The sequence below is a fragment of the Streptomyces piniterrae genome, assembly GCF_005048155.1.
GTDB classification, from domain to species: Bacteria; Actinomycetota; Actinomycetes; order Streptomycetales; family Streptomycetaceae; genus Streptomyces; species Streptomyces piniterrae.
Map to the genome: position 1 here is coordinate 537,408 of NZ_SUMB01000004.1, position 12,874 is coordinate 550,281.

General features: G+C 70.9%; 10 protein-coding genes and 2 pseudogenes. 9 read left to right on the forward strand and 3 right to left on the reverse strand.

Annotated features, from left to right (window positions below; genetic code table 11):
- Positions 1-55 precede the first annotated feature (55 nt).
- Both FCH28_RS14935 and FCH28_RS14940 read right to left on the reverse strand, forming a co-directional pair.
- The gene (locus FCH28_RS14935) at positions 56-2,125 is read right to left on the reverse strand and encodes a DUF5107 domain-containing protein (RefSeq protein WP_136740346.1); all 2,070 of its coding nucleotides are present in this window, start codon (positions 2,123-2,125) and stop codon (positions 56-58) included.
- A 108-nt stretch (positions 2,126-2,233) separates the two neighbouring features.
- Entirely contained in the window at positions 2,234-3,139 is a 906-nt protein-coding gene (locus FCH28_RS14940; RefSeq protein ID WP_136740347.1) for an arginase family protein, read from the reverse strand.
- Positions 3,140-3,333: 194 nt separating this feature from the next.
- On the opposite strand from FCH28_RS14940, the gene FCH28_RS14945 reads away from it, so the two are divergent.
- From FCH28_RS14945 to FCH28_RS14965, 5 genes are all read left to right on the forward strand, one after another.
- A complete protein-coding gene (locus tag FCH28_RS14945) occupies positions 3,334-4,428 on the forward strand; it encodes an NAD(P)/FAD-dependent oxidoreductase (protein WP_136740348.1) in 1,095 nt (364 codons plus the stop codon).
- On the forward strand, positions 4,425-5,321 hold the full coding sequence (locus FCH28_RS14950) for an RNA polymerase sigma-70 factor (protein WP_136740349.1): 897 nt from the start codon (positions 4,425-4,427) through the stop codon (positions 5,319-5,321). Before FCH28_RS14945 ends, FCH28_RS14950 begins: the two co-directional genes overlap by 4 nt.
- Before the next feature lie 200 nt (positions 5,322-5,521).
- Positions 5,522-6,616 carry a DUF1152 domain-containing protein gene (locus FCH28_RS14955; RefSeq protein WP_136740350.1) on the forward strand — a complete coding sequence of 365 codons (1,095 nt, stop codon included), beginning with the start codon at positions 5,522-5,524 and terminating at the stop codon, positions 6,614-6,616.
- A gap of 256 nt (positions 6,617-6,872) precedes the next feature.
- Positions 6,873-7,412: an RICIN domain-containing protein gene (locus tag FCH28_RS14960; protein ID WP_169314161.1), complete on the forward strand. Its 540-nt coding sequence runs from the start codon at positions 6,873-6,875 to the stop codon at positions 7,410-7,412.
- Between the two features lie 5 nt (positions 7,413-7,417).
- Positions 7,418-8,047, forward strand: coding sequence for a hypothetical protein (locus tag FCH28_RS14965; protein ID WP_136740352.1), 630 nt, complete (start codon positions 7,418-7,420; stop codon positions 8,045-8,047).
- A 61-nt stretch (positions 8,048-8,108) separates the two neighbouring features.
- Here FCH28_RS14965 and FCH28_RS14970 read toward each other — a convergent pair whose 3' ends face one another.
- Entirely contained in the window at positions 8,109-8,573 is a 465-nt protein-coding gene (locus tag FCH28_RS14970) for a MarR family winged helix-turn-helix transcriptional regulator (protein WP_246102909.1), read from the reverse strand.
- A 374-nt stretch (positions 8,574-8,947) separates the two neighbouring features.
- Here FCH28_RS14970 and FCH28_RS14975 point away from each other — a divergent pair, with 374 nt between their 5' ends.
- The 4 genes and pseudogenes from FCH28_RS14975 (at position 8,948) to FCH28_RS14990 (ending at position 12,595) form a co-directional block, all read left to right on the forward strand.
- Entirely contained in the window at positions 8,948-10,027 is a 1,080-nt protein-coding gene (locus FCH28_RS14975) for an alkene reductase (protein WP_136740353.1), read from the forward strand.
- A gap of 112 nt (positions 10,028-10,139) precedes the next feature.
- Positions 10,140-11,057: pseudogene (locus FCH28_RS39885) on the forward strand (NADP-dependent oxidoreductase); the annotation flags it as partial.
- Between the two features lie 207 nt (positions 11,058-11,264).
- Positions 11,265-11,984 (forward strand): annotated as a pseudogene (locus FCH28_RS39890) (alpha/beta hydrolase); the annotation flags it as partial.
- Between the two features lie 260 nt (positions 11,985-12,244).
- A complete protein-coding gene (locus FCH28_RS14990) occupies positions 12,245-12,595 on the forward strand; it encodes a DUF6204 family protein (protein ID WP_136740354.1) in 351 nt (116 codons plus the stop codon).
- Positions 12,596-12,874 lie beyond the last annotated feature (279 nt).

The following is a 12,874-nucleotide window of genomic DNA, read 5'->3' on the forward strand; positions in this document are numbered from 1 at the left end:
ATCGCGCACAAGCTCACCGAATGGCGTAACTCGCTGGCGGTGGCGGCGCTTCCCGTCACACCGGCCGCATCCGGTACTCGTACCGCTCCGGAAGCGGGTGCTCCGTACGGGCCCTGGCGCGTACGTCGTCGGTCACCGGGCCGCCGGCCGCGACGAGGCGTTCGGCGATGGCGTACCAGGTGTCGCTGAGGATCTCGTCGCCCTCCCGGAGATCGGGGATCTCGAAACCGGCGTCGAAGATCTCGCGGGCCGCGGCCGGTTGCCCCTGGGCGAGCAGGACCCGGGCGGTCAGCAGTCGGAACCGGCCGTCGGCCAGGTCGTCCTGAGAGAGCCCTGCCAGCAGATCAGCGGCCGCCCCGGCCCGCCCGTCGGCGAGCAGCGCGGGGACCGCCTCCCGGGCGAGCGCGGGCAGCGCCGCACGCCAGAGACGGACGGTCGGGTCGGCGGCTCCCCCGCCTCCCCCGGCTCCTCTGGCGTCCCCGCATCCCCCAGCCCGCAGCGCGTCGGCGAACGCCTCCGCGTACCGGTCGGCGGCGCGCCCCGCATCGCCCGCCTCGGACTCCGCGACGGCCAGGCAGTACCGCGGCAGGAAGCCTGCGCCGTGCGCCAGCGCGCGCTCCCAGCTCCGGACGGCCTGGGCGCGGTCGCCGGCGTGCCACTGGGCGAGGCCGAGGTGATAGTCGGTGGCCGGGCCCGGCCGTGCGGACTCCAGGAGTTCGCGCCAGGCCGGTGAGACGACGATCGCCCCGGGAAGGTGGCCGGCGCCCGGCAGGTCGCCGGTCTTGAGCAGGGTCAGCCAGGGCTGCTGCTCCTCCCCCAGGGTCGCCGGGTCGAACGGCGTACCGTGCAGGTCCAGCCCCGCGCGGGCGACTTCGAGGGCGCCCCAGCCGGAGCCGGTGGCCAGCGACTCCTTGGGGGCGGTGTCGGCGTACGGCCGCCAGGCGGCGTAGGCGGCGTCGACGTCCGCCCGCGGCAGGGCCGCTTCCAGCCGGGCGGCGACCTCGGCACGGGCCGCGCCCCAGTCCTCCCCGTGCGCCGCCACCGGGTCGGCGGCCAGCGGCCCGTACGCCTCCAGCCAGGCGAACTCGGCGCCGCCGTCGAGCGGCACATGCTCCAGCTGGGTACGGGCCAGGCCGGCCTGGATCTCGGCGTAGCCGCCGGTGCCGGGCTCGGTGAGCCACTGCTGCCAGCGCCGCCCGGCACGCTGTGCGCCCCAGAGGAAGAGCTTGCGGCCGAGGAGCGCGTCGGTGGACGTCTGCACCAGACCGCGGCCGTCCTCGTCGAGGGAGGTGATCCAGCGGCGAGCACCCTCGGGCAGGTCGTAGAAGTAGTCGGCGGGATAGGCGCTGCGCAGTGGGTAGCTGCGGTCGGTGCCGTCGGAGTCAGGGACCGGGACGCGGCGCAGGGTGCGCTCGTAGCCGAAGTGCCAGGCCGCGTCGGCGGGTGCGAGGACGCGGGTGCCCTCCCGTTCGGGGACCGCGATGTTGGACCACCAGTAGACCGGCGCGGTCTCATGGTGCGGGTTGCGGATGCGTACGCCCACGTAGAGGAAGTCGGAGCCGTCCGGCAGCCACAGGTCCACCTGGAACGGCAGATCGCGCAGCCGCTCCCACTCCCACAGCCGGAGCATCTCTCCGCCGTCCGGCGCCGGGACGCGGGCGGCATGCACCGGGGAACAGGAGAGGGTGGTGTGGCCGGTGGCGCCGATGTTCCATTCGATGCCGCCGGAGAACCAGGCGCCGTTGAGGGCGAAGGCCGCGGGCTGAAGTACCGGGTTGCGGTAGAGCAGTTCACGGCCGGTGGGCTTGTGGTGGAGGGAGTGGACGCGGCCGCCGAGGCCGGGCAGGACGGTGGCGCGCAGCCGGTCGTTCTCGATGACCAGGGCGTCAAGAACGGTGTCCCGGCGGTCGCGTCGGTAGCCGTCGCGCAGCGGCGTCGGCAGGATCGAGCGCAGCGGACGGTAGCCGATCTGGCGCGCCATGTCGGCGGGCGGCCCGGCGTCGTCGTCCCGGGGTATCTCGACGCCGTGCACGCCGCCGGGGCCGCGCAGCGCGGGGAGGGGATTGTCCGGGCCGATGGGGGCCGCGGGAAGGGTCAGGGTGGTGCGTCGCACTCTCGTGGCCACGGCTGCCTCGCAGGGTAGGACCGGGCCGCCCCGGCTGCGGCGGCCCCCTGTTGACCATGGAACCCCGCCAACGCCCCGCTGAACAGGGCGTATTGCGGACAGCTGAGGTCAGGGTTGCGCAAAGACACTCTCAAGGAGGTCGGCGAGCAGCGCGGCGCCGGTCCCCTCCGGGTCGCGGTCCGGATCGTAGATGGTCACATCGATGCCCACACAGCGCGGCGAGGCGGCCAACGGGCCGAGCAGGTCCCGTAGTTCGCCGGTGAGCAGGCCGTCCGGGTCGGGGCTGTCGACGGCCGGCATGACGGACGGGTCGAGGACATCGGCGTCGAGATGGATCCAGAAGCCGTCGAGCGGAGGGCTCTGGAGGTGGGCGAGGGTCTCACGGGCCACGGCGTCCGGGCCGCGCCGCCGGATCTCGCCGACGGGGGTGTGGCGGATGCCGCGGGTGGTCAGCTCCGGCCGGTCCTCGTCGGCGTCGCGGATGCCCAGCAGGCTGACGTCCTCGTCCCGGACGTACGGCCGCAGCCCGTCGATGTCGGTGAGGTCGGCCTGGCCGCGCCCGGTGATCTGGGCGACGCCCTCGCCCGCCGCGGCACCCAACGGGCCGGCCAGATCCGTGTTGCCGGGGTGCCGGAAGTCGCCGTGCCCGTCGAGATAGGCCACGCCGTACCGCCCCAGCCGGCGCAGCGCGAGGACGGTGCCGAGCAGGATGCTGCAGTCGCCGCCGAGCAGCACCGGGAAGTCGCCGCCGAGTACGTGCCCTTCGAGGCGCTTGGCGAGACTGCGGGTGTAGTCGGCGATGGCGGCGGCGTTGAAGTCGCCGTCGCCCTCCCGCCAGTCCCCCAGGTCGTAACGCGGCGGCACCACGACCCCGCCCTCCAGCGCGCCCAGCCGCCGCAGCAGGCCCTGCTCACGCAGCGCACCGGCGAGCTTGTAGCAGCCGGGGACGGTGCCGGGCGCGGGGGGCCGCAGTCCCAGGTTGGACGGAGCGTCGATGAGTACGGTGCGGCGCATAGCGGAGATCGTAACGGGGCGTGCCGGCTTGGTCGCTGCTTTTTCGCCCCCGAGGGGACGGCCGAGAGGCGGTGGCCGGACGCCCGGAGCCGTATGCGCACGAACATGGTGACGCAGGTCACTTCGCCGGTGCGTCACACGAGGACGGTGGGCGGCATCCCGTATGTGATCCGATTTCACAACGGGAGGCAGACATGAGGGTCGTCGTGGTGGGCGCCGGCTATGCGGGAACGATCGCGGCGAACCGGCTGGCGAAGAAGGTGCCGGAGGCCGGGATCACGGTGATCAACCCACGCCCGGATTTCGTCGAGCGGGTGCGGCTGCACGAGCAGATCGCCGGGACGGGCCGGGCGGCGACACCGCTCACCTCGATGCTCCGCGCGGGGATCACTTCGCGTGTCGGCACCGTCGACACGATCGGCGACGGCTGCGTCACCCTCGAAGACGGTGCCGGCCTCGGGTTCGACTACCTGTTCATGGCGGTCGGAAGCACCGTCGTGCCGATGCCGGGAACGGTCCCGGTGGGGACGTGGGAGGGCGCCGAGCAGGCTCGCACCGGGGTGGCCGAGCTCTCGGCCGGAGATGCCGTTACCGTCATCGGTGGCGGCCTGACGGGCGTCGAGACGGCATCCGAGCTGGCCGGGGCACGGCCCGATCTGCATGTGCGACTGGTGGGGCCGTCGATCGCGGCAAGCCTCTCCCCCGGGGCGCGGCAGCGGGTGTGCGCCGGACTGGAACGGCTGGGGGTGGAGGTCGTGGAGGACATGGTCGTGGCGGTGACGCTCGTGTCAGGGCGGGGAGACAGCGTCGTGCGTCTGCGGTCGGGCGCGGAGTTCGTCTCGGACCTCACACTGTGGGCGATCCTGGCGAGCGTTCCCGACCTGGCCGCCCGCAGCGGGCTGGAGGTGAACGGTGAAGGGCGTGCGGTCGTGGATGAGTTCCTGCGCAGTGTGAACGACGCGCGCATCTTCGCCGTCGGGGACTGTGCGGCGGTTCCGGGCGCGCGGTCGAGCTGCGCGACCGCCTCGCCGCAGGGTGCGCATGCGGCCGACAACCTGATCCGCATCGTCAAGGGGCGCAAGCCCGAGCCGTACTCCATGGGGTACGCCGGACAGGCCCTCAGCCTGGGGCGCAAGGACGCACTGATCCAGGCCAGTCGCAGGGACGACACGGTACGGCGGCTGTATATCGCCGGGCGCGCCGCAGCCGTTGCCAAGGAACGCGTGTGCCGCTATGCGAAGTACGGCTCCCGCACTGCCAACTACGCCTGGCTGCCGGGGGCGAAGTGACCGAGCAGAAGACGCCCCCCGAGGACGAGTTCACCACTCACCGCCCGCTGCTGTTCTCGATCGCCTACGAGATCCTGGGGTCGGTGGTCGACGCCGAAGACGTGGTGCAGGACAGCTACCTTCGGTGGCGCACCGTGGACGTCACCTCGGTGGCGAACCCCCGGGCGTACCTCGCTCAGATCGTCACCCGGCAGGCGCTCGGCGTGCTTCGCTCCGCCGCCCGCCGACGGGAGGAGTACGTGGGGCCCTGGCTGCCGGAGCCGTTGGCGACCGACAACGCCGAGGGTGGACGGCCCGACGGCATCGACCATGTGCTCACCGGAGAAGCCGTGACCACCGCGATGCTGCTGGTGCTGGAGCTGCTGACGCCGGCCCAGCGTGCCGTGTTCGTGCTCCGCGAGGTGTTCGGCTTCGGCTACCCGGAGATCGCCGCGGCGGTGGGCAAGTCCGAGGCGGCGGTGCGCCAACTCAACCAGCGCGCCCGCAAGCAGGTCCACGCGAGGCGGCACACGGCCGTCGCCTCGCCTGCCGAGGCGGCCGAGGTGACCGCCCGATTCTCGATCGCGGCGACCACCGGCGATGTCCAGGGGCTGATGGACGTACTCGCACCCGACGTGGTGTACCTCGCCGACGGCGGCGGCGTGGTCACTGCCGTTCGGCGTCCGGTGCACGGTCCGGACAAGGTGGCGCGGCTGGTCATCGGCCTCCTGGCCAAGGGCGCCCGGATGGGTCGACTCGACGTGCGCTTCGGTACCTACAACGGAATGCACTCGGTGGCCGTTCTCCTCGACGGAGTGCTCGACCAGGTCACCTCCATGGAGGTTCGCAACGGCGTCGTGACGGCCGTGTACTGCGTCCGCAACCCCCACAAGCTCACGACCGTGGAAGTCTGAGCCAGGCAGGGCGCGGCCGCTCGGACCGCTTGATCAGACGCCGCGTCAAGTACCGGGCACGGACCGGGGGCAGCAGAGCAGGTCCACGCCCCGGCCGGGCCCGGTACTCCAGGAGTCCTCCGGCGCATCGCCGCGACACAGGCCCCGACCATGCCCTTCTTCGCATGAGCCGCCAGTACGGCGGCCGTACGCTGACGCACATGACGCGCTTGATCGTGGCAGCAGGAGGAGGTGGCGACGCCGTCGCCGCTGCGATGCTGGATGCCGCCCTCTACGGCGGCGAAACTCCGGCGATGGTGCTCACCTACGCCTGGGACCGGCTCCTCGTCGATCCCGTTCCCGGCCCAAGGGGGCCGGACAACTTCACCGGCCTCCGCCCCCTCACCCGGAGCGTCCAGGCGGTTCCCGGCGACGCGGCACCCGTTCCCCCGGCCGGCTCCACGCTTCCCGGGTTGGCCGCGGAGCTGCCGCAGACCTTCGCGCTCATCGATCCGCACCACGGCGCCGAGGGCATGGTTCGCCAGCTCGAAGAACTCGTCCGACACCTGGAGCCGGACTCCGTCGATCTCCTGGACGTGGGCGGCGACATCCTCGCCCGGGGCGACGAGCCCACACTCCGCAGTCCACTCGCCGACGCGCTCACCCTCGCGGCATGCTGCGAGCTCAACTTCCCCGTACGGCTCCTGGTCGCCGGCCCCGGCCTCGACGGCGAACTCCCCGCCGACGTCCTGCGCGACCGCATGAGCGCCACCGTCCTGGCACTCACCGCCGAGCATGTCCAGCCCGTCGGCCCGGTCCTGGAGTGGCACCCTTCCGAGGCCACGGCGATGCTGGCCGCCACGGCACGGGGCGCCCGCGGTCGGTGCGAGGTGAGAGACGCCGGCCTACCGGTCCCACTCACCGACGAGAGCCCTGTCGTGTACGAGGCCGATCTGGACGAAGCCCTAGACCGCAACCGGCTCGCCCGCGCCATTCTCGAAACGGAGAGCCTGCACGAGGTCGAGGAGTACAGCCGTGAGATCTGCGGCTTCTCCGAGATCGACTACGAACGGGACAAGGCCAGTTGGCTGAGCTCCCAGCCGACACAGAAACTCGATCCGGCAGCCGTACTCCACCAGCTCGACGAGTTCGAGGCCGGTGCCCGGGACCGCGGAATCACGCATACGACGTTCCGCCGACTCACCGAAGCGTTGGGCCTCGGCGGCCGGCAGCGCCACGACCTCAGGGCACTGCTGCTCAGCAGTCGCCCCGGGCAGTACCAGGCTCCGCTCTGGCGCATCCCGTCCCGAACTTGAGCAACTTCTCCGGGGGTTCGAGCCCGGGATGTGCCCTCCGGGGCGGCCAGTTCCACCAGCCGGCCGTCAGTTGACCGTCAGCTGACCGTACGTACCCGAAACACACGTATGTGAGTACGTAGTTCTCCCGCCCCAGGGCGGACAGGTTCACGTCCAGGATCTCCTTGTGTCGACCGCTGGAAGCGGCCAGGCAGCGAGCCCCCCCCAAGGCTTCCGCAGGAAGCACGATGCCATGTGCAAGGCAGAGGACGAACCTATGGTGAATATGGTGCGACGACGTTCACACAGGATCGCGTTGATAATCCTGGTGGCTGCTCTCGCAGCACTCGGTACCTTGATTTCGCCGATGGGCGCAGGAAGAGCCCATGCCGAAGATGTCTGTTCATCCATGCCGGCGGGCTGCAAGAGCCTGTGGTCGGCACTGGGATCGGGATCCAACCAGCCGTCAATTGCCCTCGACGACACCGGATCCAGCACCGACAACGGCACCAGAATCCAGACCTGGCAAAGCAATGGCGGGGCCTCCAGCGGCGGCGCCCCGACCGGCAACCAGACGTGGTCCTTCGTCTCGAACAAAGACGGGACGTTCACCCTCCGCAACGCACACAGCGGAAAGTGCGCCGACGCCGTCGACGGGTCATCGCCGAACTCCGACGTGGTGAACGGCGGCCTCTACCAGTGGGACTGCATCGGAAGCAGCTCGCAGAACTGGTACATCCAGCCGGGGCCAAGTCGCAGACCTGGTACGGCTTCGACTGGAATCAATGGGGTGCCGACGGCACCGCCCAGCACCTGAACTCCATGGCGGAGATGTACGGGGTGAAGCAGCTCGATTCCGAGAACGTGACACCCCAGGAAGATAATTCGGTCACCTCCGATTCCGGCGTCATCAGAAAAGCGCTCTACTCGAAGACCGGCGACTCCCCGGCTTTTCTGGACGATCCCGTGAATGTGGCGGACGGCTCCTACGGTGCCTACGTCAACGGCACCACCAGCGATCAACAGGTGAAGATGTCCTGGTCGCAGGCGCAGAGTTGGGAGAAGATGTGGAGCGTCTCCTCCACCTTGAGCGTCACCCTCGGGACGCCGAGCACCGCGCCGGTGAAGGCCGAAGTCGAGCTCGCGATCACAGCGTCGTACAGCTCCAAATGGAGTGAAACGAACACGCAGTCCGGCGACACGACCATCACCCTCAAGCCCAACACCTATGGATGGTTCGCGCGAAGCCAGTTGCGGAAAACGATCACAGGAACCTGGAGCCTGACCACCGACCGCGACACGACGTACGGCGGCGCCGGCCAATTCTCCGTGACCGTTCCCGTCTACGCCGACGGTACGGACGGCAAAAAGAGCGTTCTCTACACGTGTACCTCGGACAACCGGACCAAGCCGAAGGCGTGCACGGAGACCGATCCCCATCCGCCGGTGTAACCCCGCATCTGCGGCACGGTGGTCGAGGTCGGCCGTGTGGAGCGAATGACGGGTTGCGGGCTCATCCCTCATCAGCCGGGGGCGCGCCGGCGGCCGTGCGGGCGAGGCTTTCCTCGATGCGCCGCAGGGCCTGCAGCGTTTCGGATTGCTGATCGGGGGTGAGGTCGCCGGTCGAGGCACGTTCGAGTTCGGCCCAGATGGATTCGACTTCCCGGCGTAGCGCTTGGCTGGCGGCGGTCGGTTCGATGATGACGGCGCGTTTGTCGTCGGGGCAGGGGCGGCGGCGAACGAAGCCGGCGTTTTCCAGGCGTTTGATGCTGCGGGTCATGGTGGCGGCGTCGGAGTCGATCAGGCGCACCAGATCGGTCTGCCGCTGGGGACCGAGTTCCCACAGATGCATCATGACCAGCTCCTGGCCGAGGTGGAGGCCGACGCGGCGCAGCAGCTGCCCGGCGATCATGCGGTGCAGACGGGCCACCCGGAAGATCGCGTGGCTGACCGGCCCCGCGTGGGCGGCGGCGGGCACGGGCACCGAGGAGGAGGCCTGCGTCGCGTTCGACGATCGGCCCTGCTGGCTCGGCCGGCCCGGCTGACTCGGCTGGCTTTGGGTGTCCCGGTTGGCTGCCCGGCTCATCGAGAATCCGCCCTTTCTCCGGTTGAAACTGACTGGACAGTAATCAGGATAGCCGCCCTTCCGCTCCACGCCGCATTCCCGCGATCGCCCGGAAAGACCAGGTGAAACGCCCCGATGTGGCGCAGGTCACAGATCAGTACGGGAAGAGGCGTCGTGATTTACTTGCTCGAACAGGTAATCGCGGCGCCTCGACCGAGAGAGCGCCGGCACACCGAAGGAGTGCCGCCGAACCAGGCAGCCTCCCGCTCCTGACCAAGGGAATGATCATGACGACCGCGTTCGAGCCGATCGAGCTGGGCGGCAAGCGTCTGGCCAACCGCATAGCGATGGCGCCGATGACCCGTAGTCGCGCCTACGGACCGGGAGCCACCGCGACGGAGCTGATGGCGACCTACTACGCGCAGCGGGCCGGCGCCGGCCTGATCATCACCGAAGGCGTGCAGCCGTCGGTAGTCGGCCAGGGCTACCCCGACACCCCGGGTCTGCACTCCGCCGAGCAGGTCGCGGCCTGGCGGCAGGTGACCGACGCGGTCCACCGCGAGGGCGGGGTGATCTTCGCGCAGCTGATGCACACCGGCCGCGTCGGCCACCCCAGCCTGCTGCCCGACGGTCTGATCCCGGTGGGCCCCTCCGCCGTCGCCGCGAAGGGCCAGGTGTTCACCCACCAGGGCCCCCAGGACTTCGTCACGCCGGACGAGCTGACCCACGACGAGATCGTGCGGACGATCGCCGACTTCGCCGACGCGGCGCGCAACGCGATCGCCGCCGGGTTCGACGGCGTGGAGCTCCACGGCGCGAACGGCTACCTGATCCACCAGTTCCTCGCCCCCAACGCCAATCAGCGCACCGACGCCTGGGGAGGCGATGCCGCGGGCCGGGTGCGTTTCGCCGTCGAGGTCGCCGCGGCCGTAGCGGAGGCGATCGGCGCCGACCGGACCGGCATCCGTATCTCCCCCGGCACCCCCTTCAACGACATCGCCGAGACGGACCCGGCGGACCTGGAGGAGACCTACACCGCCCTGGTGGCCGGTCTCGCCCCGCTGGACCTCGCCTATCTGCACGTGCTCGAAGGCCCCGACCAGAGCCTGACCCAGCGTCTGCGCAAGGACTGGCCCGGCACCTTCGTCCTCAACCCGTTCACACACCCCGAGCCCACCGGCCAGGCCTCCCTCGGCCTGATCGAGGACGGCGCCGCGGACATGCTCGCCTTCGGCGCGCTGTTCCTGGCCAACCCCGACCTGCCCCGCCGCCTCGCGGCCGGCGGTCCCTACAACGAGCCCGACCGGGCCACCTTCTACGGCGGCGACGAGCGCGGCTACACCGACTACCCGGCCCTGCCCGCCTGATCACGCGCACCGCAGCCGGCCGGGGCACGGCGGACCGACCCGCCCCTGGCGCACTCCCGCCGAGCCCCGGCCCCCTCTTCCACACCTGCACCGCCCACCCGAAGGACCTGTCATGAGCGCCATCGCCCGCAGACTCCAGCACGCCGCCTACGGTGGCCCCGAGGTACTCGAACTGGCCGACGTTCCGCTGCCCGAGCCCGGCCCCGGCCAGGTCCGCGTCCGCATCCACGCCGCCGGCGCCAACGCCCTGGACTCCAAGAAGCGCCGTGGCCTGTTCACTCCCGGCCAGGAGGCCCCCGCCGAACCCCAGCCGCTGGGCCTGGAGATGGCCGGTGTCATCGACGCCCTCGGCCCCGGCGTCACGCAGTGGAAGACCGGCCAGCCGGTGCTGGGACGCACCGCCCAGCTGGACGCCGTCGCCACCCACGCACTGGCCGACGCCGGCAACATCGTCGCCAAGCCCGACGCCCTCACCTTCGAGCAGGCCGCCGCACTGCCGGTCGCCGCGGAGACCGCGTACCGCACCCTGCGCGAACTCGGCCTGGGTGCCGGCCAGACCCTGCTGGTGCACGCCGCAGCCGGCGGTGTCGGCGTCATGGCCGTCCAGCTCGCCCGCGCCTGGGGCGCCACCGTCATCGGCACCGCCGGCGAGGCCAACCACCCCTTCCTCCGCGAGCTCGGCGCCATCCCGGTCACCTACGGCGACGGCCTGGCCGAACGAATAGACGCCGCGGCTCCGCAAGGCATCGACGTCGTCCTCGACGCTTCCGGACGCGGCGTCCTGCCCCTGTCGATCGAACTGACCGGGGACCCGGAGAAGGTCGTCACCATCGCCGACCTCAACGCCACCCGGCACGGCGTCCGCTTCTCCCGCGACATGCTCCCCATACCGCAGGTCATGGCCGACGTCCTGCCCATGATCGAGGACGGCCACCTGCGTATGCCCATCGAGGCGGCCTTCCCGCTGGAGCAGGCGGCCGAGGCCTACCGTCGCCTCGACGACGGCCATCTGTGCGGGAAGATCGTCATCACCACCAGAACGCCCCTCGACCCCGCGGCCCGAGCCCTGCTCGACATGACCATGCAGCCCGGCGCTCCCCAGCTGCACGAACTTCCCGCAGCCGTGGCCCGTGCGGCGATGGACGGGATGTGGGCCGACCTCGGCGGCGAACCGGCAGCGGTGGCCCGAGCCGAGGACGCGGTGGCCGACGGCGTTCCCGTCAAGCTGTACTGGCCGGAGGGCGAGGGCCCGCACCCCGTCCTGATCTGGATCCACGGCGGCGGCTGGGTGCTGGGCAGCGCCGCCGCATCCGACGCGACGGCCCGGGATCTGTGCGGTCTCGCAGGCAACCTTGTGGTCAGCGTCGACTACCGGCTCGCGCCGGAGCACCCCTTCCCGGCAGCTGTCGAGGACGTCACGGCGGTCGCGAAGTGGGTGTCCCGGGAGATCGGAGCGCTCGGCGGCGACACCACCAGGATGGCCGTCGGCGGCGACTCGGCCGGAGCCAACCTGAGCGCCGTACTCGCCAACGCACTGCCGGGCACCTTCGCCCAGCAGGTCCTGGTGTACCCGGCGACCGACCTCACCCACCCCTTCCCCTCGTACCACGAGAACGGCGAGGGCCTGATGCTGACCAAGGACGCGCTCGCCTGGTTCCAGGGCCACTACCTCGACGGCACCGGCGCCGACCTGAAGGACCCACGCGTCTCGCCCCTGTACGCGGACGCCGCCACGCTGACCGCCGCCCCACCGACGCTGGTGATCACGGCCGGATACGACCCGCTGCGCGACGAGGGCGAGGCGTATGCGCAGCGGCTGCGCGAAGCCGGTGTCGCGGTGGAGCAGGTGAGCTACGAGGGTCAGATCCACGGGTTCTTCAGCATGCCGGCAGCCATCCCTGAGGCCCGTGAAGCCATCGAACGCGTCACCTCGGCGCTGCGGCGGGCATGGGCGTGACGCGGGATGACGCGTGATGAGGTGGCATGACACTGCATGACGCTGCATAACGCTGTAGGACGGGCCCGGCAGATCCCGCCGGGCCCGTCCCTGCCGGCCCTTCGCCCCCAGCCCGCCGGCCCCCCGAAGCCGCGAAACCGCGAAACCGCGAAAAAGAAAAGGCACCAACGCACCCACCCGAAATAGGCTGCGATTTCGAAACAGAGGACTTCGGCCCGCGCGCACCCGCGGCCGACCGGCGGCGAACGGAACGCGGCACCATGGCAACGCAGCACACCTACCGAGTGATCGTCCGCGGCAAGTGGGACGCCCTGACGGCGGAGTCCCGGGCGAAGCTGCTCGCCGAGGTGAACGACCACGGGCTGTCGCAGCTGCGGTTCACGCCGGAGGGCTCGCTCGCCTACGACGCCGCCCTGCAGTCGTTCACATACCGCTATGTCATCGTCTCGGACGCGTCGGACGGCGAGGAGATGGCGGCCGCGCTCGCCGAGGACAGGGCGGAGACCGCGCTGAAGGCGGCGGGGCTCGGCTACCGGGAGCTGCGCTCCTCGGCCACCGACATGGACACCATGAAGATCAACCGCAAGGGTCGCCAGCCGCAAGGGAGTTGAGCCGCCGCATCACACCACTGCCCGCTCCGGCGGGTTGCGGTGCAGCCCAACGAGCCCCCTGTGCGGGACCATCGAGACCCGCGACCAGTGCGTGTCCTCGCCCGGACCGTACAGCCCAAGCATCGAGGTTCCCGCGCGGACGCGGGGGCGGTGGCGTCGGCGGCGTAGTGGAGCCGGCGAGGGACGGGGAGGGGCATGATCCCACCGAACTCGTCCAGGTCATCGGCTCCTGGATTCGCCGTCCACCGGCTTCGGGCGCACCATGGGAATGGTACGTAG

Excerpts from the sequence above, each read along its gene's own strand:
- FCH28_RS14940 (WP_136740347.1), bottom strand. The coding sequence starts at position 3,139 with ATGCGCCGCACCGTACTCATCGACGCTCCGTCCAACCTGGGACTGCGG.
- FCH28_RS14945 (WP_136740348.1), top strand. The coding sequence starts at position 3,334 with ATGAGGGTCGTCGTGGTGGGCGCCGGCTATGCGGGAACGATCGCGGCG.
- FCH28_RS14955 (WP_136740350.1), top strand. The coding sequence starts at position 5,522 with ATGACGCGCTTGATCGTGGCAGCAGGAGGAGGTGGCGACGCCGTCGCC.
- FCH28_RS14960 (WP_169314161.1), top strand. The coding sequence starts at position 6,873 with ATGGTGAATATGGTGCGACGACGTTCACACAGGATCGCGTTGATAATC.
- FCH28_RS14965 (WP_136740352.1), top strand. The coding sequence starts at position 7,418 with ATGGCGGAGATGTACGGGGTGAAGCAGCTCGATTCCGAGAACGTGACA.
- FCH28_RS14975 (WP_136740353.1), top strand. The coding sequence starts at position 8,948 with ATGACGACCGCGTTCGAGCCGATCGAGCTGGGCGGCAAGCGTCTGGCC.
- FCH28_RS14990 (WP_136740354.1), top strand. The coding sequence starts at position 12,245 with ATGGCAACGCAGCACACCTACCGAGTGATCGTCCGCGGCAAGTGGGAC.